A 21355-nucleotide genomic window follows, 5' to 3' on the forward strand; every position below is an offset into this window, starting at 1 on the left:
TGACTGTACCTCCAGAAGATAAACTCGGCAGACGAGACCTAGTGACTCAAGGTAGATGCCGTGTCAAAGGGCGCCTCCAAGGTGGCATGCCCGATCACCAACTTGATGACCAGTACCGGCAGGAACCAACCCCACCCGGGTGCCTCGGGGAGCCCCCAGGCGGCCAGGAAGACCGCCCCGCAAGCCGCCAGATGCCCCGTGGCGCGCTGCAGACCCACCGGAACTTTCAAGGTGGCAATTCCCGCACACAGGAGGTAACCGTATGCCACCAAGCCATACGTCACGGCCGATTGGCTGAACAGACCAGCTACCAGAACGATGTGAAGCCCATGTGACGCCAGGAACGCGAAGTGTTGCCTAATACCTTGGCCGACGCGATGATGCCAGCGCTTGGCACTTGGCGTCGCATTGGCGATGATCCCACCCACGACATCGAGAGTGATCAGGACCGCGATCCCATATTCCCACCAGGTCCACGACAGCTGATGCGATACTGCATAAGACGCCACACCCAGGGCGCCAAGCCCTCCAGCGGCGAGCGACATCCCCAGTTCTACCGCAGTGGCATCGGGCCCCATGAGTCGGTCCCACCAGCCACGCCAGCCGGGACGTGGAGAAGAGACAGACCAATCGATATAGGAACCGGTATTTCGCACGGTGGCCTCCTATTTATCGAGTAGTTCACGATATTCATACGTCGGATAAATTGTCTTGTTAAACGGCCAATTCCACCAACGTTTCGCTTACCCAGTCAGCTTTGGAACGCCAGCGGAAAAGCCGTTCAGGTTCAGACCGTTGTTGGACTTTACCTCTCAGCATTCTGATGACGAGATGCAGCATCGTGGCTCTGTACCTTGAGTCCCTCATTGGGACTCGGTGGAACAAAGTACTTGGTGATGGAGTCAAAATCACCTACGGTCGTAACCTGTGAGCCTTCAGGCCGTTGTTCATTCCTGCGGAGTAGCTGAAGTTTGCACAACTCGTCCGAGGCCTCGAGGTAGTGCAGCACGCACTGCGCCCTTCCTTGGCCACATAAAGACTTTGCCCAAGCTCTTTCCTGAGGAGTATTGCCAGCAAAGTCGAATACCACTGAGATACCTTCGCGCAACAGACCCTGGACGTGTTGACCAATCGCGCTACGCAGCCGCGCCGAGCAATTTAGATAGTCTTGGAATCCACTAATCTCATCGGGGAACAGCTTCGACAGCCAAAGGTCCTCACTAATAAGTACCGTACTTGCCTCCGCAGCCAACTCCTCGGCAAGCGTCGTCTTCCCCGACGCCAGCTTTCCGCACAATACGTGCAATGTCGATTCTTTCTCCATGCGTCCTCCAATGTTTTCAGCAAGCAGGCTAACGCCTGGGCTCAGTGGCCAATTTGTAGGCGCAACACGCCAGAAAGCGGTCCTCGGCAGCCCCTGGTTATACGGTTCACGGCTTCGTACCACTCGCCACAAATACCGAGACATCAAGCACCTTAAAAGGTCGAAACTCAAACCACTGAAAAGAGTCGCAATTCTCTTCCAGTGCTCTCCAAACAGTTCGTTGGCAATCAGCAGCACCAATCCAGCTGATGAACCGAGAACCCAAAGTCAAACGCTTGCTATAAGCGTCCATTATCGCAAGGCGAGTACCTGACTGAACGGCGGAAAGAATCTCTGATGTGAAATTATGCCAGTTTTCGAGGCATGTAAGCCCAAGTGAAAACAGCACGTGGCGAGGCTTTTTTTCATGTATGCAGCTCACAACTTTTTCGATACCACCATTTCGCGACAAATCCGCTTCAAAAAAGTCGATGCAATTTTCGTTAATTTCTAGCGCGCGGCTTCGTGCCTTGGCCTCTTTCAGCATGCCCTCCGATCCATCGACAGCGAGTATGCGTCCTTGGGCGCCGATTTCTCGATGCAGAGGGCCAAAATCCACCCCTGTGCCACAAAATATATCCAGCACAGTGGAGCCTGGTGAAAGAGCGAGTTCATCGATTGCCTTATTCCGCGCTCGCCGATAAAACAAGTCAGCGAAGGTTCCGATATTGTAGAGCGGCGCAAATTTATCGTACCAACGTGAGTCGACCATAACTCTCCCTATCCGTATAACAGCGGCTCGAGCCGTCGGCCGCACTCACCCGATCGGGCATACCGCCAACCGAACACACGAAGTCTCTGTGCTATCGCCCTGCCAACAGAGCCTCGAGCCCGGCGAGCTGATAGCGCCAGAACGCCTGGAAGGCCGCACGGATCTCTGCCTCGTCGTCATGCGAGCGCAGGATTGCGACGATCATGTCGACGGTGCTCGAGAACAGCTGCACCAGCACCACCCGCGGCACGGATGATGCACCCTCGTCCCTGGGCTGCGACGCCAGATAGGCATGGGCCATGCGGGTCAGCTCGCGGACGACCAGCGGCCGCACATGGGCCAGCGATGAGCCCTGGGCGCCGGCCAGCAGGATCACCACGGGCAGGCGCCGCTCGATCCAGAAGTCCAGCAAGGCCGCCGCCCGGGCAGAGCCCGGCGACGTGGCCGAGCGCCACTCCACCAGGGTGCCCAGTTCCCGGACCCGGGCACGGATCAGCCACAACAGCCGGGCGGCGACGGCCCGGGGCACCACGGCATCGAACAGCGCCGCCTTGTTCGGGTAGTAACGATAGAGGTTGCCGGTGGAGACGCCGGCCTCGGCGGCAATGTCGGTCAGCCGCGCCGCAGCAAAGCCCTCGCGCGCGAAGGCCTCGGCCGCGGCGGCCAGGATGCGGGTGCGAACGGCGGTCTTGAGCGTCTGTGCCATGAGCCTACTCCGCCCCTGTCGGCCAGCGATGGTGCCAGGGCGCCGCCTGCTCGAGTTCTAGGGCCAGCCCCAGCAACAGCGCCTCCTGGCCCAGCCGAGCGGCGAAGTGCGAGCCGATCGGCAGGCCCGTCGGCGAGACATGCAGCGGCACCGACATGGCCGGCCAGCCGGCGATGGAGGCGATGGCCGTGTAGCCGGCCAAGTCCTCGGTGAAGGCCGCCGCCTCCTCATAGGGCTGGGTGCCCCCGTGGTGACCGAGCGGGAAGGCGGGAAAGGCCACGGTGGGGCACAGCAGGACGTCGAACCCGGCCATGGCGCGATCAGCCGCGTCGGCGGCGGCCTGCAGCGCGGCGGCAGCCTGCTCGCCTGCCTCGGGCGGCAGCTCCCGGGAGCGCACGATCAGCTCGCGGGTGTAGGGCTCCAGACACGCCTCGTCGAACGCCGGGCCCATCAGGGCACGCAGCTGCTCGCAGGCCCCGCCCAGGGTCAGCGATGCCGAGGTGAAGAAGGCGTCCGCGGCGGCCCGGGCGTCATACCGTGGGCCCTCGATGTCCACCACCTCATGGCCCAGCGACTCGCAGAGTCGCCGGGTGTCCGCCAGCGCCTGAACCACCTCCGGCTCGGGCGAGGTGCCGTCGGCGGTACGGTCATAGAGCCCGATGCGCAGCCGGCGGCGCAGCGGCTCGGTCACCCGGCCGACCTTCCCGCCCGGCAGGCCCGCCTCGTCGCGTTCCACCACGGACAGCCAGGTGGCGCTGTCGCGCACGCTGCGCGACACGCAGTGCTCGCTGATCATCCGGGTGAAGGGGGTGTCGGCAGCCTGGCCGGTGGAGAGGTACCGGCCCCGGCTGGGCTTGAAGCCGAACAGCCCGCAGAAGGACGCCGGGCCGCGGATCGAGCCGCCCCCGTCGGAGGCGTGGGCGACGGGCACCATGCCAGCAGCCACGGCGGCCACCGCCCCGCCGGAGGAGCCGCCGGTCGAGCGCTCGAGATCCCAGGGGTTGCGGGTGGCCCCGCACGCCAGGGTCTCGGTGGTGCCCAGCAGGCCGAACTCCGAGGTGGTGCTCTTGCCCAGCACGATCAGTCCGCTGGCGTCCAGGGCCTCGGTGTAGGCCGAGCCGACCGGCGACACCTGTCCCTGGAACAGCCGCGAGCCCATCCCAAGCGGCAGGCCAGGATAGGCGACGAGATCCTTCAGCAGGGTGGGAACCCCGGCGAAGGGGCCCGTCGTCTTGGCATGGCGGGCCTTCTCCCGGGCGAGCTCGGCGTCGCTCGCCGCCACCGCGTTGATTGACGGATTGAGACATTCGATCCGGTTTATGGCCGCCTCAACTAACTCTAGTGGCGACACCTCTCCCTGCTGGACCAACTGCGCCTGGGCCATGGCATCCAGCCTTCCTAGCTCATTATCGCCATGCTTGCTAATACTGTTTGTCACCGTGTTGCCTTCCCCATGTCTATAAAAAGTGAATTTGTGATTCATTTTAGTAGCAACAGATGAGAATGCAAAACAACACCTGCGACATGTCACTCATCAGAATGGCTTCGTCCTCTACCCGCTTGCCGTGTCATACATGACCATCGACAACGACTAACAACTCAGCGGTGGAATCACCCAAGGAGCGGATTCTATGGGGCCGCTGAGCGTCGAAATGCAGCGCATCCCCAGTATTGAGCGTGACACGTTCCGTCATGAAGTCGATTTCCACCTGCCCACGATGCACAAACAGGAACTCTTCACCCATGTGTTCCTTGAAAGCCGAATGGTTGAATTCGGTGTTCGGGTAGAGCATGAACGGAAGCAACTGATGTTCACTCACCCTTCTGGCCAACGACGCATAGGACAAACCGTCATTGTCATGGGTCAAGGTCCCGCGCTGCTCGGCACGCACGATGCTATAGCTCTGCTGTGTACCAGGCTCATCAGAGAACAGCTCCTCGACCTGGACGTTCAACGCCTTGGCCAATTTGAGCGCTGCGGCTATCGATGGGTTATTCAGCCCCCGTTCGACCTTCGACAGGTAGCTCTTGCTTAGCCCAGTCCCTTCCGCCAGAGCCTCCAACGTCACACCAAGTTTTTTCCTCAATAATTTCAATCGCATAGACGTCGCACTACCAAGCACTCTCAATTTCCGTTTGCATATGACACATTGTGTCATATACGATCCAATGTGTCATCAAGCTATAGCCTCACCTAGCAAGAAGCAGCACCTCGGCTTCACCACTCGCAGCGATAAGGACATGTTATGACGACCATGCAGACACCCAAAGATGAACTGGTCCGCAACGCTGAAAAGCAAATGAGGACCGGCCTCAGTGATAATACCTGGACCGACACCCAAAAACTGGCCTTGACCTGCCGGATCCTCTTCGACGGTGGGCACGACTCGGGGCTCGCCGGCCAGATCACGGCTCGCGGCCCCCAGCCTGGAACCTATTACACCCAACGTCTTGGATTAGGGTTCGACGAGATCAGCGCCAACAACCTGTTGCTGGTAGACGAGGACCTCAATGTCCTTGAAGGAAACGGCATTCCGAATCCAGCGAATCGCTTCCATAGCTGGGTTTATCGAGCTCGTAACGATGTGAACTGCATCATCCATACGCATCCATTGCATATTGCAGCCCTATCGATGCTCGAAGTGCCGCTGGCTGTGTCACACATGGATATATGCCCACTCTTTGAAGACTGCGCCTTTCTCGAGAGTTGGCCAGGCGTGCCAGTGGGCAACGAGGAAGGCGAGATCATCTCTGAGGCCTTGGGCGATAAGCGCGCCATCCTGCTGGCCCACCACGGACAGCTGTCCACCGGGCAGTCGATCGAGGAGGCCTGCGTTATCGCCATGTTGATTGAACGCGCCGCCAAGCTACAGCTCTTGGCGATGTCGGCTGGCGAGATCCGCTCCATCCCGCCAGAGCTGGGCCGCGAAGCCCACGACTGGATTTCAAAGCCCAAACGCCATGGCGCCGCTTTCAACTATTACGCGCGCCGAGCCTTGCGTCAGCACAGTGATTGTTTGAGTTGATCTATCACGAAGCTCTTGCCCTCCACTTTTTCGAATCCAGAGGAACCCACGATGTCTGCACAGGCCATTCACGGTATCATCGGTTACACCATTACTCCTTTTGATGCAGAGGGGCATCTCGACTTACCGGCTCTCGGCCATTCTATCGAGCGGCTGATCGAAGGCGGCGTTCACGCAATCGCACCTCTAGGCAGTACCGGCGAAGGAGCCTACCTCACTGAACAGGAGTGGGAGGCCGTAGCGAAATTCACGCTGACTCAAGTCAATCAACGTGTTCCTACGATTGTCAGCGTCTCCGATCTGACCACCGCAGGTACACTACGCCGTGCCCGATTTGCCGAAGAGCACGGTGCCGATGCCGTCATGGTACTGCCGATCTCTTATTGGAAGCTCAGTGAAGAGGAGATCTTTGAGCATTACCGTGCTGTGGGCGATCAGCTCGGCATTCCCATCATGCTCTATAACAACCCCGGGACCAGCGGAATCGACATGTCCGTCGATCTGATCATGCGCATCGTCAACTCGGTGGGCAACGTGACCATGGTTAAAGAGAGCACGGGGGATATTCAGCGAATGCATCAGTTGCATCTGCGTTCACAGGGACAACTGCCCTTCTACAACGGCTGTAACCCCTTGGCCCTGGAAGCGTTTGTTGCCGGAGCAAAGGGGTGGTGTACTGCTGCCCCCAATCTCATTCCAGAACTGAACTGCCAGCTGTACATGGCCACAAGCGAAGGGCAACTGGACAAGGCAAAAGCCCTATTTTACCGGCAGCTGCCCCTGTTGGACTTCATCCTGCGTGGTGGCCTGCCCAGCACGATAAAGGCTGGCCTGCGCCTGACGGGAATTGAAGCCGGAGCCCCGAGACGACCGTTGAGCGCACTGAATGCCGAGGGATGTCGTCAGCTACAAGGGATGCTAAATGAACTAACTTAGCAGACATCTTAGATGCCAGGATCCTGGACGATCTACCGGTATATGGGGAGTGCCCCCAACCATCTACACACCGACGTGCCCTGCTCAGCGGGGCACTTTCCTGTCGAGCAGACGGTAGCCGTAACGCCTTGACACCCTTTGCCACCCCACTAGCATGAGAGAGGCAAGTTCGCTGTTTTCGGACAGCCCGGTGTGTCTCGCCGGCCCAACGAGACGCCCTTACCCAAGCTCGCCACGCCTCCCGCAAGCGAGCGCCGCTATAGCGGTCGGAGGCCCCCTTCCAAACCGGCCTGAATGGCCTTATTAACCCGCCATGGGAGACATCCTCCCGTGACGGGCGTGGTGTTTCTCATGGATCTGTTCCACATCCAGAGGAAGAACACCATGCAAGCCATCAAAGCCTTTTTCAGAACGTGGCTCGGACGGATCATCCTGGCCATCATCATGCTGGAGTTTATCGCCTTGATACTGGAACCCGAGCTATTCGTGTTTCAGTTGAAGCTGGCCTTGCTCGTGATCGTCTGTTTGCTCTTGCGAAACAAGACCGCGAAACGAGACGAGCCCGGTACTCGGTCAGCCAACAAGGAAGAGACACCGACAGGCGGCGAGATCGTCGACCTGGGCCATGCGCCGTACCAACATCAGCCGGGCAATCGCCCGAGCTACTTCATCACGCTGCGACAGCGTGACCAGGAACACACCCTATGGGGCGTGGATCTGGCTCGCGTGGTAGATGAACACGAGCTGACGTCAGGTGATTGCGTGACGCTGACCTGCCAGGGCCGTCAGCCGGTGAAGGTCAAGGACCGGAACGGGCGGTTCAAGCAGGTGCATCGCAATACCTGGACCGCTACGGTTCATTCACGTTGCTACCAGGATCCTGCGGCTCAAGCCGCCTGATCCGTAGCGCAACTGTAACCCCACCCGCATCGGGAGACGCCTCCCGATGCGGGCTGGCGTCTCCTATGCGTTCAACGATAGGAGATGTCCATGACTGAGAAAGAACGACTGCGTATAGCACGCTCCATCGCTGATGCTCTGGATCGGCTATACACTGGTGTCACCGCGGCCTGTGTCGTGGCAACACTGCTAGGGAGTGTCGTCCAGGCTGATAGTGTTGCTCGGGCGACCTGGAGCGGCCTGGTATTTTTCGCCATGACATTGGGGACGGCGGTCCTCAAGGCTATACTGGATATGATGATTGCAAACGCTGAGGAGGCGGATGACCAATGACCGATCCGACCAACCTCTTGCTAGGGGGGCTCTTCGCCGTTGGTGCTGCCGTGATGGTTGGTATCAGCGCCTATGCCTATATCGTGCACCGCCGGCATATACGTCGCCGTGGACATAAAGGCTAATGGGTCCCTTAACAACCCCACAGAACGCCCCTTCGGGGGCGTTCTGCTTTGGCCACACATCCATTAGGCGGAACCCCAATGAGTGATTTCGCAAAGTTCGCCATCGTCATGGCCCCTTATGTCATTGTTTCTGCGCTGGTTTTGAGTGGTGGGTTTTATGCGATCCACCGCGAAGAGAAGCGGCGTAGGACGTTGCGAAAGCGTTAAAAGTCGATCCGGAACCGCCTTGACACCCTCATCTGCCTCACTAGCATGAGAGAGGCAAGCTCGCTGTTTTCGGACAGCCCGGACGGTCTCACCGGCCCCAACGAGACGCCCTTACCCAAACTCGCCGCGCCTCCAGTGTGCGAGTGCCGCTTCGGCGGTTGGAGGCACCCTACCAGCCAGGCCTCAACGGCCATATCAACCCGCCATGGGAGACATCCTCCCATGGCGGGCGCGGTGTATTCCCATGGCCCGTTTCACGATGGAGTTAAACCATGGGATACACGCACTATTTCACGCAGAAGCGTGCGGCTAGCGATGCCGAGTGGGCGGCCATCACGGTCGATTTCCGAAAACTCTATGAGGGTGGCCATCTGCCCTCAATACGGTTTGAGGATAACCATGCGGCCCACCCGGAGATCAGCGACGATCTGATTCGCTTCAATGGCCCGGGTCATGATGGCCACGAGACGATGCTCCTGGCTATCGACGGCGAAGGCTTCGCGTTCTGCAAGACCGCTCGGAAGCCATATGACCTAGCGGTAGTGGCCTTGTTGATCCTCGCTCATTACCACGCTCCCGAGGTGTGGGACATCACGAGTGACGGATACAAGGCGGACTGGCAGCCAGGCCTGGATATCATCCAACGCCATTTGTATACGGAGGCTTGTCTTCCACCGGCGATCATCCAGGATGATCCTTATGCGTAATGACAGCCGGCGCTGGCTGTTGTCCGCGGCCAACGCTAACGACGCACGACCCGCCATCTGACCACTGAGGCCAGTGGCGTCTTCATTGACTCACCCCCAGGGGAAGCGATCTTCCCCTGGGGGAGGTGCTTCCCCTTTTCTGTACGTATGAGAGGAGAAGCACCATGAACACGAACTGTCTCCAGGGCGTGATGTGCCCAAAGTGCGGGAACACCGGTATCATCCATGAATTCGATCACCCCGCCTTCTATGTGACCTTCGAGACCGTCACGGAGGCATCAGCCGAGGTGGGCGAATCCGCGCGTTCCGGCTGGTGGGAGCCTGGCGGTTGGCTGCTCGAGGGAGCCGATAATAAGCCTCCTGAGCCTGCCTACCTGTTCGATCTTGACGATGTGGATGACGACGATCACGAGGACCTCGATGAGGCGATCGTCGAATGGGCCCTGGCCCTGCTCAAGCGCGAGGGGGCCATGCATCCCAACTGTGAACCAAGTGGCGACGCGAGATGGTGGGGAACCGAGGGCCACGAGGTGCTCGATGTCGCTACGGGCGAGACCATTCGCAAGTCGTTCCACTTTCATGGCTTCAGCGAGCGGCTGTGGCGTCGAGTGAATGCCCGCATGGCCAAGGAGGACTGACCATGCCGATACTTCACCTGACGGACAATCAGTTCGGCGCCCTCAAGGTCCTCGTGGACCGGGGTGTCGAGGAGCTGGCCACCTATCTCCAGGAGGGCGATCCACGCATAGACGGCTACAGCGACGAGGAAGTTGCTGATCTACGCCGTCTTGAGGCACATGATGCCGACGAGATACAAGCGTTGCTGGATGCCGTTGGTATGACATGATCCCTCTGGAATCCTTTCAATCCACCCCATCATGCTACGGCATGGTGGGGCGTTTTACGGTCTGCTGGCCAGAGCTTGACAGCCTTCGCCACCTCACTAGCATGAGAGGGGCAAGCTCGCTGTTTTCGGACAGCCCGGTGTGTCTCGCCGGCCCCAACGAGACGCCCTTACCCAAGCTCGCCACGCCTCCCGCAAGCGAGCGCCGCTCTAGCGGTCGGAGGCAACCTACAATTTGACCATCAAGGTCACCCACCCCCAGGGGAAGTACGCTTCCCCGATGGGGCAAGGTGCTTCCCCTTTTTTTATCTGAGGAGAAGCACCATGCATTCCGTCGATGTGACGCTCCTGTCGCAGAAGCAAGGCTTTGGCGACCACGAAGTCCGTCTATCCTCTCGCCTGTACCAGGACTGCATTTCGATCAGTCCGCTACTGGCCGATGAATGGGGAATCTACGAGCTCGATCGAGTCGATCACTTGCTCCAGGCAGCCGCCCAGGCATTGTCGGCGTATCCTGCAGGAACGCGTTCGGCGTGTTTTTCCCACTTTCGGCTACCGCCCGAGGGGGATGAGCACCAACCACTCGCCCTGCCCGTCGAAGCGTTCGTCATCGAGCGCCGTGATGGGGCACCGTACCTGTTGATCGCCGAGCGTGGCGAAGCCCACGTCGCCTTCGCGGCGTAACTTGCTCCACGCCCAACGCCGTCGTCTCGACCGCGTTGGGCATTACTTTTTCCACCCAGCCGGGGAAGTCGCCTTCCCCGCCGGGGCTGTGCGCTTCCCCTTTCTGTTTCGAGGAGAAGCGACATGGCCGATATCTATCAAGCCGTGACCGACCGTATCGTGGCACAGCTGGAACAGGGCACCATCCCCTGGGTGAAGCCCTGGAACCGTTCAGGCAAACCGGAACCGGCCCTGACGCCCCGCAATGCGGTTACCGGCCGCCCCTACAGTGGAATCAATATACCGCTGCTGTGGTCCGCCGCGGTGGAGAGCAGCTACTCGCAGGACCGTTGGCTGACCTTCAAGCAAGCCAAGGAGGCCGGCGGCAGCGTCAAGAAAGGCGAGACGTCAACACTCGCCTGCTTCTACAAACCGATGAAGAAGCCCAAGCTCGACGATGACGGTAACCAGGAGCTGGACGAGGAAGGCAATCCCAAGGAAGAGCGTTTCGCGATCCTTCGTGGGTTCAACCTCTTCAACATCGACCAGTGTGAAGGGCTGCCGGACGAGGTTGTCGAGCCGGGGTCTTCTGTCGAGGCAGCCTTCTCGCCTCACGAGGAGGCCGAGCATGTGATGGCATCGAGCGAGGTAGCGATCGAGCATGTCGAAGGCAACAAGGCCTTCTACACGCCGACCTTGGACCGGATCCGGCTACCGGCGCGTCACCAGTTCGACCTGGCCGAGCGCTACTACAGCACGGCCCTGCACGAGTTGGTGCACTCCACCGGCCATCAGAAGCGCCTGGCGCGTGAAGGTATCGTGTCCTTCGATGGCTTCGGTTCGCCGTCCTATGCGCGTGAAGAGCTGATCGCGGAGCTGGGAATGGCTTATCTCTGCGGGCATCTCGGCATCGCCGGCGAGCTCCAGGACGCTAGCTACATCGCGGACTGGATCTCTGAGCTGCGCGAGGACAAGCGCGCCATATTCAAGGCCTCGGGCCGTGCCCGAGAAGCGGCCGAGTTCCTCCTGGAACGAGCCAAGCAAGCATCCCGACAGGAGGTTTCACTCCGTCTACAAAGTGCGTAACCAGGAGGCCCGGGGATTCCCCGGGCCTTTCCCTATCAATCGCCATGCCACGATTCTCTCAATCAGCGTCGGGGTCTAACATTGCATGTTCGAAAATAATATCTTCGAACCGATCTACAGTACGTCGGCGGTGATAGTTTTTGAAATAAATCTCTTGCTTCTCTCCCGAGCGGCTCTGACGAGTAATTGGCTTATTTCCACAACCAACGCTTATCCATTCATCGGAACCTGGCTGCAAGCCGGCCTGCATCAGAGTTCTGGTCAACCCGCTCTCGGTAAGGTTTTGTCCGGTATCCTCTCCATTTATCAACACCTTATAAAACCAATCCAATGCGTTGCCAGCATTCAATTCATTATCATCGGCACTGCCTTCTAACGCATCATACCTTACATCAAGGTCTTTCATCAGCCTGCCAATTTCAAATAGCATGCCAATCTCTTCATCATCGGGAGTTCTCAGAACAATATCATCACTAGTGCGAAGAAATGACTCACCATCATATCTGACATAGTCGTAAAGTAACGCAATATCAATAGACTCCTTGGTGACAACACGTCCTTCAGAATTTGCTATGCCCGCACTCAAAGAATGATTCCCTCCACCAACGACACATACTCCGAATGGAAGGACCATTGTGACCTTATGATTTAGATCTTGACGCCAGTCACCATTAGACTTCCCATGGCCGCAATGTGCCATAGCTGTGACAGTAGAACCTTTCCCCCATGGCCCCGCGAGCACAGGATCCTTGCCCAGAATAACCTGAAATTCTTTTTCGGACTTTCTAAACAAATCACATGCTTTAGTTCCGTTATCGTCTATTACTGAAAGCCCTGGAACTGACAAATGATCAACAAGTGTATAGCCTTCACGAGCACAATTTTTATCAGACATTACGACTGAGTTTATCACTCGACCTTGTAATGGATATGCAACCCACCTCACCACGGTAGACAGAGAGTGCGGATCTTGGTTCGCTACGTCTCTGGCCACCTTCATGACGTTCTCGAAGCGTTCCCTCCTGCCAGAACGCTTGCTTTCCATGGATTCGCCTTCCTTGGATTCAAACAACTTAGCTAACACTTTCGACACCCCGCTCAACAAATAATCCATAAAGCTACTAAACCCAATCTATCACACAACTTCTGGGCCATGCACGATCTGCTTGGGACTCACCAGCGGATAGATAATGAGATACGTGTTACGTCCGCCTTGCATAATGGTCATGCCAGCCCACCCTCCCGAAGATCATTTGAGGACATGGTGCTATATTGAAGAGTGGACAAACTTTCCGGACACATTCCAACCAGGAGTCCAAGATGTGCGGACGCTTTGCCATTTACTCCCAGCCACCGGCGATATCACGCCATCTCGGGCTGCCTGATCCCGAGAATGGCTGGGCAGCCCGCTACAACGTCACGCCTGGCACCTGGATCCCTGGCGTGTACCATCCTGATGAGGAGACTGGCCGAAGCCTCGGCCAGCTGTGGTGGGGCTACCGTCCTCATTGGGCGACTGGCAAAGCGCCCGAGCCTATCAACGCTAAAGTAGAGGGTGTCGCGGGATCACGGTACTTCCGCGGGGCCTTTGCCCGGCACCGTTGCCTGGTGCCCGCTGATGGCTGGTATGAGTGGCGCGCGACTGACGCGGGAAAACAGCCACACTTCATTACCCGGCATGACGGTGAACTGCTGTGGTTGGTCCGAACGGCCGGATGGCAAGCCGGGCTGTGCGATTTTGACTGAACCTGCTCGCGGTGCCGCGGCGGAGGTTCATGATCGCATGCCGCTTGTTCTGGACGATGATAGTCTCGATCCTTGGCTGGATGCAGATCTGACCGATCGCGAAACGATTCGACATGTCGTTCGACACATCCCGGCCGATGCGATGACACACTGGCCAGTCAGTTCCCGGGTTAATCGACCAGGCAATGACGATCCAACGTTGATCGAGCGAGTCCCTACTGATAGTACCGGCGCTTAAAGTTCACCCGCTTTGCATAGACTCTTCTGCAAAGATAGAGTCCAGCACAAAGCAACACTACAAAAGTCCCGACCTGAACGGGAAGGCCGATTTGCCATTGCGCATGGGCATACGCTGCTGCTTTATTGGCAATGAAGATCGGTAGCAAGATGGCCAATGCAATCGCCCCCATGGGGGTGCCGTAAGAAATCTCCGCTCCACAGCCAGTGCAGACCTTCGCCCCCCGAGGCACTGTTCCCATACAGTGAGGGCATTGCATGTACTCCATGGATCTCTTTCCTTGAATCCTGGGTTCATGAACAGTTTACCGATGGCAACTCATCCCATCGAGTGGTGTAACGCGGCGTCCGATGCTGACACCGTAGCCGCCAGGCGCTTCTCGGACGCGACATGCCCAGCGTGACCGTGCCATGACCATGCTCGGCGTTAAGCTGATCAATGGTGGCCATCAAGCGGTCACGACGCCCCCGTTGTTCGTCATTCTCGGGCTCGGCCATGAGATCCAACTGCTCTGCAGCACGGTCACACAAGTCCATCAACATGACCCCTGCCTTTTGGTACCGGTATCCTTGCTTATAAAGCGCTTCGAGCCCTCGAGCCGCTGCTGTGACAATCAGGCGACTGTCATCGGTCGCGCTGGGCAGCGCTACTACCACGCTGTCACGATGCTGGGGGTGATCTTCACGGAACGGGTTTGTGCGCACGAACACCATCACCGCACGGGTCAAGCTACCCTGTCGACGTAGCTTCTCGGCACCGCGGCTGGCATGGACCCGTACGGCCTCACGCAAGTCGTCCAGGTCGCCCGTCAGGCGGCCAAACGAACGACTGGTCATGATCTGCTTCTTGGGTGCGGACATATCGTCGAGCTCTATACAGTCTTTGCCACGCAACTCCCAGACGATCCGCTCCATGACAACCGAAGTTCTGCCTCGGATGCGCTTGGGATCGGCAACACGAAGATCCCAGGCCGTCTGGATCCCCAGCTCGTACAGCCGGATGGCCATGCGACCCGCAACGCCCCACACCTCCGTCACCGGCAACTCCTCGGGGAGCTGCCGAGTCTCTGGAGCGTTCGGCAACAAGATGGCCACCCCATCCCGGTCGGGATCGCGTTTGGTCTGGTGGTTGGCCAACTTCGCCAGGACCTTGCTTGTACTCAGCCCTGTGCTCACCGTAATTCCTGTGTCTCGAAGTACCTGGCGCCGCATCGCCCTGCAGCGTTCTTCGAGGCTGTCGGTGGGAAAACCATGGAACCCGAGAAAGCTCTCGTCGATCGAGTACACCTCAACGTCAGGTGTGTGCTGGGTGTAGATGGATGTCACCCATCGGCTCATGTCCCCATACAGCGCATAATTGGAACTGAGCAGCACACACTGCCGACGGATAGGCGGCGGAATCTCATGCGCCGGCTGTCCCATGCCGACTCCGAGAGCCTTGAGCTCGGGTGACCTGGCAACGACACAGCCGTCGTTGTTGGAGAGCACACCCACTGGGATGCCGTGCAAGCGTGGGTCGAAGACCCGCTCAGCGGATACGTAAAAGCAATTCGCATCCGACAGGCAGATCACCGACCCACTCCGGAACGTAGTGCGTGGATGTTATGCGTCACGACACCCCACACATGGCATTCCCGCCCTTCTAGCGGGATGGGCGTGAACGCCGAGTTGCCGGAAACCAGGTAGGGCCGCCGTCCAATGAGGTCCAGCTGTTTGCAGGTCAGCTCACCATCGACGGCGATGATGATGACATCACCGTTGCGCGGTTCCAGGGAGCGATCAACGATCAGCAGGTCGCCATCGTAAATGCCATGACGCATCATCGATTCGCCCTTGGCGCGGACATAGAACGTGGCGCTCGGGTGCTGGACCAGGTGATCCACCAGGTCGAGCTCAGTCTCCAGATAGTCGTCAGCCGGACTGGGGAATCCTGCCCTAACGCTATCAGCGGCCAGTGGGATCAGCTGAGGGGACGTGGTCGTCCCAACGCGACCGATGATCTCAGTGCGCATCTTCACGGTGCCCTCCTGACGTACATGTATCTATATACAGTATCTAAGAGGACAGGTGACAAGGCAAATCCCGTCCGCGAAACCCTACGCGCTGGATTTAACATTCCCTCTGTACCGACGCCCCGGTAAGCCGCTCAGATACTGCGAGTCATCCCCACCAAGGTACTGAGAATGCTCGGCTTGTTTCGGACAGCCAGGAAAACACGGCAGCACAGCGAGGCGGCAGGCTGGCTCAGCCCTCAACCGGGCGGGCAACTGCTGCAGTCCCCTTACCGCCAACAACTGATCGGGGCCCTCTGGGACATGTGCTCCATGTCCCGGCAGGTCTTTGTCGACTACGTCCAGGCACCCATCGAGCGGTATGCCGAGCTGGCCCAGGAATTGCCGGCCTCCGAGTCCCACCACCACGCCTATCGTGGCGGGATGCTGGATCACGGCCTGGAGGTGGTGTGCTACGCCATGCGGCTACGCCGACAGCACCTGCTGCCGCCCGGCGCGTCACCGGAAGAGCAGACCGCGGTCGGCGAGCTGTGGACGGTGGCCATCCTCTATGCCGCCCTGCTGCATGATGTCGCCAAGATTCTCGTCGACATCGAGATCCACCTGATCAGCGGCCGGCGGTGGCACCTCTGGCATGGCCCTATCCCGGAACCCTATCGGGTTCGTTACAGAGAGGATCGTGACTACCACCTGCATGAGACTACCAATCTCCTGCTGGCCCAGCAGATCCTCTCACCGAAGGTCCTAGATTGGCTCTACAGCGAGCCCCGCCTGTTTGGCACTGTCATGTACGCCGTCAGTGGCGTGCCCGAGCGCGGCGGTATCATCAGCGAGATTGTTGGCCAGGCCGATCGCACCAGTGTCTCGAAGGCGCTGGGTGGGGATCCGAACAAGGCCTTCGAGGCCCCGACCCAATCGCTGCAACGCAAGATCGCGGACGGCCTTCGCTATCTGGTCAAGGAGAAGCTGGGCATCAATCAGCCCGGTGCTCCGCTCTTCTTGACCGACGACGCGCTGTGGCTGGTCTCGCCTCGCGTGCCGCGAGAGTTGAAGGGCTATCTATTGGAGAACGGGGTGGGTGGTATCCCTGGGGATGACACCCGTCTTTATGACGAAATGCAGGCCCACGGCCTGATCGAAGCCAACCCCCAAGGACAATCAGTGTGGCCAGTAACCATCGTGAAAGACGACTGGTCCGTCGACCTGTCGTGCCTGCGCGTCCCGCCGGCGCTGATTTGGCCATCGGCCGAGGAACGACCCGAGCCCTGGTCGGGCAGCCTGACGGTCCGCGAGAAAGCGTCGAAGAAAGGAAAGGAAGATCAGGCCGGACCGGATGCCGCCCAGGCAACAAACGAACCAACGCCGGACACCACTGCCACAGCCTCCCCCTCTTCGTCATCTTCGGCCAAGTCGTCGGCAACGCCCGCGACTGACGTTCCCGAGCAGGGCGCAAGCACGTCCGCGACGGAGGTGTCTGGGCTGGACACCGACTCCCTGATCGACCTGGTCACGGGCGGGGAAACCACCAACACCACGACGCCGGCGGACGATGCCCAGGCAACGGATCCGTCTCTGCTAGACGCCACACATGATGATGCCTCTCCGGAAAGCACCAAGGCTGAGGTCGACACCACGTCTCAGCCCGCACCGACAACGAAGGGCAAAACACTAGGTGAAACGTTCCTGCAGTGGTTGCAGGATGGAGCGAAGAGCCACCGCCTGCTAGTGAATGCCCCCAAGGCGCAAGTTCACGGTGTCGATGACACCTGGTTGATCGTCAGTCCCGGCATCTTCCGTCGTTTCTGCCATGAGCATGACGGCGTTAGTTGGACGGAGGTTCAGCAACAATTCCAAAAGCTCGGCCTGCACCGTGTTCGGGACGACGGCACCAACATCCATAGCGCTCGCGTCGATGGGCAGAACAAGAAGGGACGCCTCGTCAAAGGCTACATCCTGAAACGCGCTGATGTTCTCCCGATTGAACAGCGCAACAACCCCTTTTTGTCACTCATCGCACATCGCAATATGGACGTTAACGATGAATAAAGATCTGAATAACCTCACGTTCCCGGAACTACTGACGGAGTACTGCTTCGAGAAGTGGCTGGCTCCGAAAACGCAGCAGTCGTATGCAGGGCCGGTACGACGCCTGCGTCACTATTTCGGCGAGGATGCCTATCCCGGGGACATCTCGCGGCGTATGGTCAATCGCTGGCGATCCGCGATTCTGAGCTCACCCCAGAACCCGAACGGAATCGCGGCGACCAGTTGGAACAACTACGCTCGCCACTTGCGCGCGTTGTACAACTTCGGCATCGAGCGAGAGTACATTCCTCTTGAGAAGAACCCCTTCCATGGTGTCGCAGTGAGGGAGCTGCAACGTCGCCATAAGACGCTGAATGCCAGTGACATCGCCCGCGCTCGGGAAGCGCTGGAGTTGTGCCGGCGCTATGAAGTCATCAAGCACGAACCGAGCCCGCTCCACCCCGCTTGGTTCTGGAGTGTCGTGGTCGAGATGTTCTATCACACCGGCATTCGGCTGAATCAGCTGCTGACCATCCAGGGGCGCGACATCAAACTGCGGCAACGCACATTCGTGGCGTCAGCGGATGGAGCCAAGAATGGCCGAGAAACTACCCTCCCGATCACCGAAGCGTTGTATCCTCACCTGCTGACCTTGATGCGCTCGGCCAGCGTCGCCGGGTTCACGCGCGGGGATCAGCTGTTCAACGTCAACCGGTTCAGTGAACGTCACCGTCGGGACGTCATGGACACGTGGCAGGTGGAGCGGTTCTTCAACCGGCTGTCCCATTACAGTGGTGGTCGCATCACGCCCCACCGCTTCCGCCACACCTTGGCGACAGACCTAATGCGCAGCCCCGGGCGAGACCTCCACCTGACCCAGGCGGTGTGCGGTCACACCGACATCCGCTCGACGCTGGGTTATGTGCATAACGACATCGACACTCTGCGGAAGTATCTGGAGCAGCGGGGGGCGTAATTCATACCAGACTAAAGTGCGGCTGCCATCTACGCAGCTGCACTTGACAAGCACTTTTGCTTCGTCTGGAATGGACCATGTCATATGGGGTTAGCGTTTATATTTCACTATCCCCCCATAGGAATGCCCCGTAAGGGTCCATTGTGCTGATTCTTTCATCTGAGCAACTGACTTGTAATCAGTAGGTCCCGGGTTCGACTCCTGGTGTCGGCACCATCTCCGATAAAAGCAGGCAGCACCTGCCACTCAAGGTGCCAGGTGTCCCACCGCGCATCGACGCGGCCTCCCTATCCGAGTTCCAGCATTTCTCCCGGTCGTTCACCACGGCACGGGGATTTCGTGTGCGCGTCATCTCTATCATCTGTTCGAGCTCGTCGATGACCGCCGGCACGCTCTGGGCGCTGTCACCGAGACCCTCTCGGCGGTCGACATCGCCCCCTATCGGATCCGCCCCCTATCGGCTGGAGGGATCTCTGGCGTGCCGACCGGGCCGTAATGTCGAAATTTTGTTCATTAGTCTAAGAAGCTCACTCCCAGTTCTGGGCTTCTGCGTCAGAAAGCAAAGAGCAAAATATTGTTTTTTAAACATATACATCACATATGCGGTTGGAGCCGCTTTTCGAAATATTGGTAAGACCAATTAGCTAGCTATGGAATTGGCGCAGTGGCAGAGCTTATCGTACAGCGAACGCCATACCGCGATCCGGTGGGCTCCCCCTCATCGAGTCAGCTGACCGCAAACAACAAGAGAGCACCGCCTGATGACTGATACGACCTTTGCGCTTCTGGCATTCGTACCACTGATACTGGCAGGCATCCTGCTGATCGGCTTGCGCATGGCCGCCAGAGTGGCCATGCCCATTGTCTTCGTGGCGACCTCCCTGATTGCCCTGCTGGTCTGGGACATGACCATGACCCGGGTCATCGCCTCGACATTGCAAGGCCTGATCCTGACCGTGGCAATCCTGTGGATCATCTTCGGTGCCATCCTGCTGCTCAATACCCTCAAGCACTCAGGTGGCATTACCGCGATTCGCAACGGTTTTTCCGGTATCAGCCCCGACCGCCGCGTGCAGGCGATCATCGTGGCCTGGCTGTTCGGTTGCTTCATTGAAGGGGCTTCGGGTTTCGGGACCCCGGCGGCGGTGGCCGCCCCACTGATGGTCGCGCTGGGTTTCCCGGCATTGGCCGCTGTCACCGTAGGCATGATGATCCAATCCACACCGGTGTCATTCGGTGCCGTGGGTACACCCATCGTGGTCGGGGTCACCGGGGGCGTTGACCGCACCGGTATCACCAGCGCGCTTGAGGCCGGGGGCTCCAGTTGGCTGGACTACTTCCACCTGATCACCGGTGAAGTCGCGCTGGTGCACGCCGTGGTGGGGGTCTTCATGCCGCTGATCATGGTCACCATCATGGTACGCTTCTTCGGTGCCAATCGCTCATGGAAGGAAGGCCTGGCCATTGCCCCCTTCGCCATCTTTGCCGGTATCGCCTTCGTGGTTCCCTACGGCCTCGCCGGCGTGTTCCTCGGCCCCGAATTTCCATCGATGATCGGTGCCATGGTGGGACTAGCAATCGTCGTTCCGGCCGCCCGTCGCGGCTTCCTGATACCCGCCAATCAATGGGACTTCCCCGACAGCAAACAATGGCCGGACCACTGGATCGGCAGGCTGAGCATCAAGACCGATGAAGTAGTTGGCAAACACGTCTTTCCACCTTCATGGGTTGGCTGCCCTACGTGCTGCTCGCCCTGCTGCTGGTGCTGTCGCGCAGCATCGACTCCCTCAAGTCGCTACTGACCTCAGTGAGCTTCGGCTTCACCGATATCCTTGGAGAAAGTGGCGTATCCGGCAGCCTCGAGCCGCTGTTTCTGCCCGGAGGCATTCTGCTGATCGTAGTGCTGATCACCGCGGTAATGCATCGCATGAAGGGTGCGGAACTCAAGAGCGCTTTCGGCGAGTCCACTCGCACCCTGCTCGGTGCAGGTTTCGTGTTGATCTTCACCATCCCGATGGTGCGTATCCTGATCAACTCCGGCGTCAACGCTTCCGACCTACCCTCGATGCCGGTGGCCATGGCAACTTTCGTGGCCAACAGTGTTGGCGATATCTATCCGCTGTTCGCACCAGCGGTGGGCGGCCTGGGAGCCTTCATTGCCGGCTCCAACACAGTCTCCAACCTGATGCTTTCGGACTTCCAGTTCAACGTCGCCCAACAGCTTGGCGTCTCCACCGCACTGATGATAGCCCTGCAGGCCGTGGGAGCAGCCGCCGGTAACATGATCGCCATTCACAATGTGGTGGCAGCCTCAGCCACCGTCGGACTGCTGGGTCGCGAAGGCATCACCATCCGCAAGACGCTTCTGCCGACCCTGTATTATGTGATCGCCGCTGGCCTGATCGGTCTAGTTGCGATGCAGGTGATCGGAATCTCGGACCCGCTGATGGCCATCGAAGCCGCTGGCTAGTAGCCAAGCCCTCAATACAGGGACGCCGCCTCGAATATGGGGTGGCGTGTCGTCATTACTACCACTAACCCACGAGATCTTCCGAGACATCGCCTCGCTTGAGGGCTTTATTGGTTTGGAGTTGATCACCTTGTTGCTGGATCCCGAATTGGTGATCTTCCAGTTGATCTTGCTGCTGATTGTTTACTTGATCATGCCCAGCAAGACCGCCAAGCAAGGTGAGCACCAGGATAGCCGCCCTGGCATTGTCGGCAAAGGACCGCCACGACACCCGAGTCGAT

Annotated in this window: 23 protein-coding genes and 1 pseudogene; 15 read left to right on the forward strand and 9 right to left on the reverse strand. The window is 58.8% G+C overall.

What is annotated here, in order from left to right; all coding sequences use genetic code 11:
- Positions 1-38: 38 nt before the first annotated feature.
- The 6 genes from HELO_RS16865 to HELO_RS16890 form a co-directional block, all read right to left on the reverse strand.
- Positions 39-656 carry a hypothetical protein gene (locus HELO_RS16865; protein ID WP_157953429.1) on the reverse strand — a complete coding sequence of 206 codons (618 nt, stop codon included), beginning with the start codon at positions 654-656 and terminating at the stop codon, positions 39-41.
- A 149-nt stretch (positions 657-805) separates the two neighbouring features.
- On the reverse strand, positions 806-1324 hold the full coding sequence (locus HELO_RS16870; protein WP_049786249.1) for an AAA family ATPase: 519 nt from the start codon (positions 1322-1324) through the stop codon (positions 806-808).
- 106 nt (positions 1325-1430) lie between these two features.
- Entirely contained in the window at positions 1431-2075 is a 645-nt protein-coding gene (locus tag HELO_RS16875; RefSeq protein ID WP_109637534.1) for a methyltransferase domain-containing protein, read from the reverse strand.
- A gap of 91 nt (positions 2076-2166) precedes the next feature.
- On the reverse strand, positions 2167-2781 hold the full coding sequence (locus tag HELO_RS16880; protein ID WP_013333839.1) for a TetR/AcrR family transcriptional regulator: 615 nt from the start codon (positions 2779-2781) through the stop codon (positions 2167-2169).
- A gap of 4 nt (positions 2782-2785) precedes the next feature.
- Positions 2786-4219 carry an amidase family protein gene (locus HELO_RS16885; RefSeq protein WP_198410713.1) on the reverse strand — a complete coding sequence of 478 codons (1434 nt, stop codon included), beginning with the start codon at positions 4217-4219 and terminating at the stop codon, positions 2786-2788.
- Positions 4220-4349: 130 nt separating this feature from the next.
- Positions 4350-4940 carry a helix-turn-helix domain-containing protein gene (locus HELO_RS16890; protein ID WP_013333841.1) on the reverse strand — a complete coding sequence of 197 codons (591 nt, stop codon included), beginning with the start codon at positions 4938-4940 and terminating at the stop codon, positions 4350-4352.
- A gap of 87 nt (positions 4941-5027) precedes the next feature.
- Here HELO_RS16890 and HELO_RS16895 point away from each other — a divergent pair, with 87 nt between their 5' ends.
- The 10 genes from HELO_RS16895 (at position 5028) to HELO_RS16940 (ending at position 11608) form a co-directional block, all read left to right on the forward strand.
- Complete coding sequence (locus tag HELO_RS16895; protein WP_013332578.1) at positions 5028-5807, forward strand: aldolase; 780 nt, start codon at positions 5028-5030, stop codon at positions 5805-5807.
- Positions 5808-5858: 51 nt separating this feature from the next.
- Positions 5859-6743 carry a dihydrodipicolinate synthase family protein gene (locus HELO_RS16900; protein ID WP_013333842.1) on the forward strand — a complete coding sequence of 295 codons (885 nt, stop codon included), beginning with the start codon at positions 5859-5861 and terminating at the stop codon, positions 6741-6743.
- A gap of 384 nt (positions 6744-7127) precedes the next feature.
- Entirely contained in the window at positions 7128-7643 is a 516-nt protein-coding gene (locus HELO_RS16905; RefSeq protein WP_013333843.1) for a hypothetical protein, read from the forward strand.
- A gap of 90 nt (positions 7644-7733) precedes the next feature.
- Entirely contained in the window at positions 7734-7976 is a 243-nt protein-coding gene (locus HELO_RS16910; protein WP_157953430.1) for a hypothetical protein, read from the forward strand.
- Positions 7973-8101 carry a hypothetical protein gene (locus tag HELO_RS19415; RefSeq protein WP_269777369.1) on the forward strand — a complete coding sequence of 43 codons (129 nt, stop codon included), beginning with the start codon at positions 7973-7975 and terminating at the stop codon, positions 8099-8101. The genes HELO_RS16910 and HELO_RS19415 overlap by 4 nt, the downstream gene beginning before the upstream one ends.
- A gap of 479 nt (positions 8102-8580) precedes the next feature.
- Positions 8581-9015, forward strand: coding sequence for a hypothetical protein (locus tag HELO_RS16920; protein WP_049786250.1), 435 nt, complete (start codon positions 8581-8583; stop codon positions 9013-9015).
- Positions 9016-9179: 164 nt separating this feature from the next.
- Positions 9180-9653 (forward strand): hypothetical protein, encoded by a 474-nt coding sequence (locus HELO_RS16925; RefSeq protein ID WP_013333844.1) that lies wholly within the window; start codon positions 9180-9182, stop codon positions 9651-9653.
- A 2-nt stretch (positions 9654-9655) separates the two neighbouring features.
- On the forward strand, positions 9656-9862 hold the full coding sequence (locus HELO_RS16930) for a hypothetical protein (protein WP_041602230.1): 207 nt from the start codon (positions 9656-9658) through the stop codon (positions 9860-9862).
- A gap of 321 nt (positions 9863-10183) precedes the next feature.
- The gene (locus HELO_RS16935) at positions 10184-10543 is read left to right on the forward strand and encodes a hypothetical protein (protein ID WP_041602231.1); all 360 of its coding nucleotides are present in this window, start codon (positions 10184-10186) and stop codon (positions 10541-10543) included.
- 123 nt (positions 10544-10666) lie between these two features.
- Positions 10667-11608, forward strand: coding sequence for an ArdC family protein (locus HELO_RS16940; RefSeq protein WP_013333845.1), 942 nt, complete (start codon positions 10667-10669; stop codon positions 11606-11608).
- Between the two features lie 58 nt (positions 11609-11666).
- On the opposite strand, the gene HELO_RS19230 is transcribed toward HELO_RS16940, so the two are convergent.
- The gene (locus HELO_RS19230) at positions 11667-12653 is read right to left on the reverse strand and encodes a DUF6710 family protein (protein ID WP_157953431.1); all 987 of its coding nucleotides are present in this window, start codon (positions 12651-12653) and stop codon (positions 11667-11669) included.
- A 275-nt stretch (positions 12654-12928) separates the two neighbouring features.
- Here HELO_RS19230 and HELO_RS19420 point away from each other — a divergent pair, with 275 nt between their 5' ends.
- Together HELO_RS19420 and HELO_RS19425 are read left to right on the forward strand one after the other, a co-directional pair.
- Positions 12929-13354, forward strand: coding sequence for an SOS response-associated peptidase (locus HELO_RS19420; RefSeq protein ID WP_269777370.1), 426 nt, complete (start codon positions 12929-12931; stop codon positions 13352-13354).
- The gene (locus HELO_RS19425) at positions 13287-13592 is read left to right on the forward strand and encodes an SOS response-associated peptidase family protein (protein WP_332836004.1); all 306 of its coding nucleotides are present in this window, start codon (positions 13287-13289) and stop codon (positions 13590-13592) included. Before HELO_RS19420 ends, HELO_RS19425 begins: the two co-directional genes overlap by 68 nt.
- Before the next feature lie 293 nt (positions 13593-13885).
- Here the strand turns inward: HELO_RS19425 and HELO_RS16955 are convergent, their stop codons facing one another.
- Both HELO_RS16955 and HELO_RS16960 read right to left on the reverse strand, forming a co-directional pair.
- Positions 13886-15163 (reverse strand): Y-family DNA polymerase, encoded by a 1278-nt coding sequence (locus HELO_RS16955; RefSeq protein ID WP_013333846.1) that lies wholly within the window; start codon positions 15161-15163, stop codon positions 13886-13888.
- Positions 15160-15603: a LexA family protein gene (locus HELO_RS16960; protein ID WP_013333847.1), complete on the reverse strand. Its 444-nt coding sequence runs from the start codon at positions 15601-15603 to the stop codon at positions 15160-15162. The genes HELO_RS16955 and HELO_RS16960 overlap by 4 nt, the downstream gene beginning before the upstream one ends.
- 171 nt (positions 15604-15774) lie before the next feature.
- Here HELO_RS16960 and mobH point away from each other — a divergent pair, with 171 nt between their 5' ends.
- From mobH to HELO_RS16980, 3 genes and pseudogenes are all read left to right on the forward strand, one after another.
- Positions 15775-17649 (forward strand): MobH family relaxase, encoded by a 1875-nt coding sequence (mobH, locus tag HELO_RS16965; protein ID WP_013333848.1) that lies wholly within the window; start codon positions 15775-15777, stop codon positions 17647-17649.
- Positions 17642-18604: a tyrosine-type recombinase/integrase gene (locus tag HELO_RS16970; protein ID WP_049786251.1), complete on the forward strand. Its 963-nt coding sequence runs from the start codon at positions 17642-17644 to the stop codon at positions 18602-18604. The genes mobH and HELO_RS16970 overlap by 8 nt, the downstream gene beginning before the upstream one ends.
- 761 nt (positions 18605-19365) lie before the next feature.
- A pseudogene (locus HELO_RS16980) lies at positions 19366-21074 on the forward strand (L-lactate permease).
- Positions 21075-21355 lie beyond the last annotated feature (281 nt).

The organism is Halomonas elongata DSM 2581 (assembly GCF_000196875.2).
GTDB lineage: Bacteria > Pseudomonadota > Gammaproteobacteria > Pseudomonadales > Halomonadaceae > Halomonas > Halomonas elongata.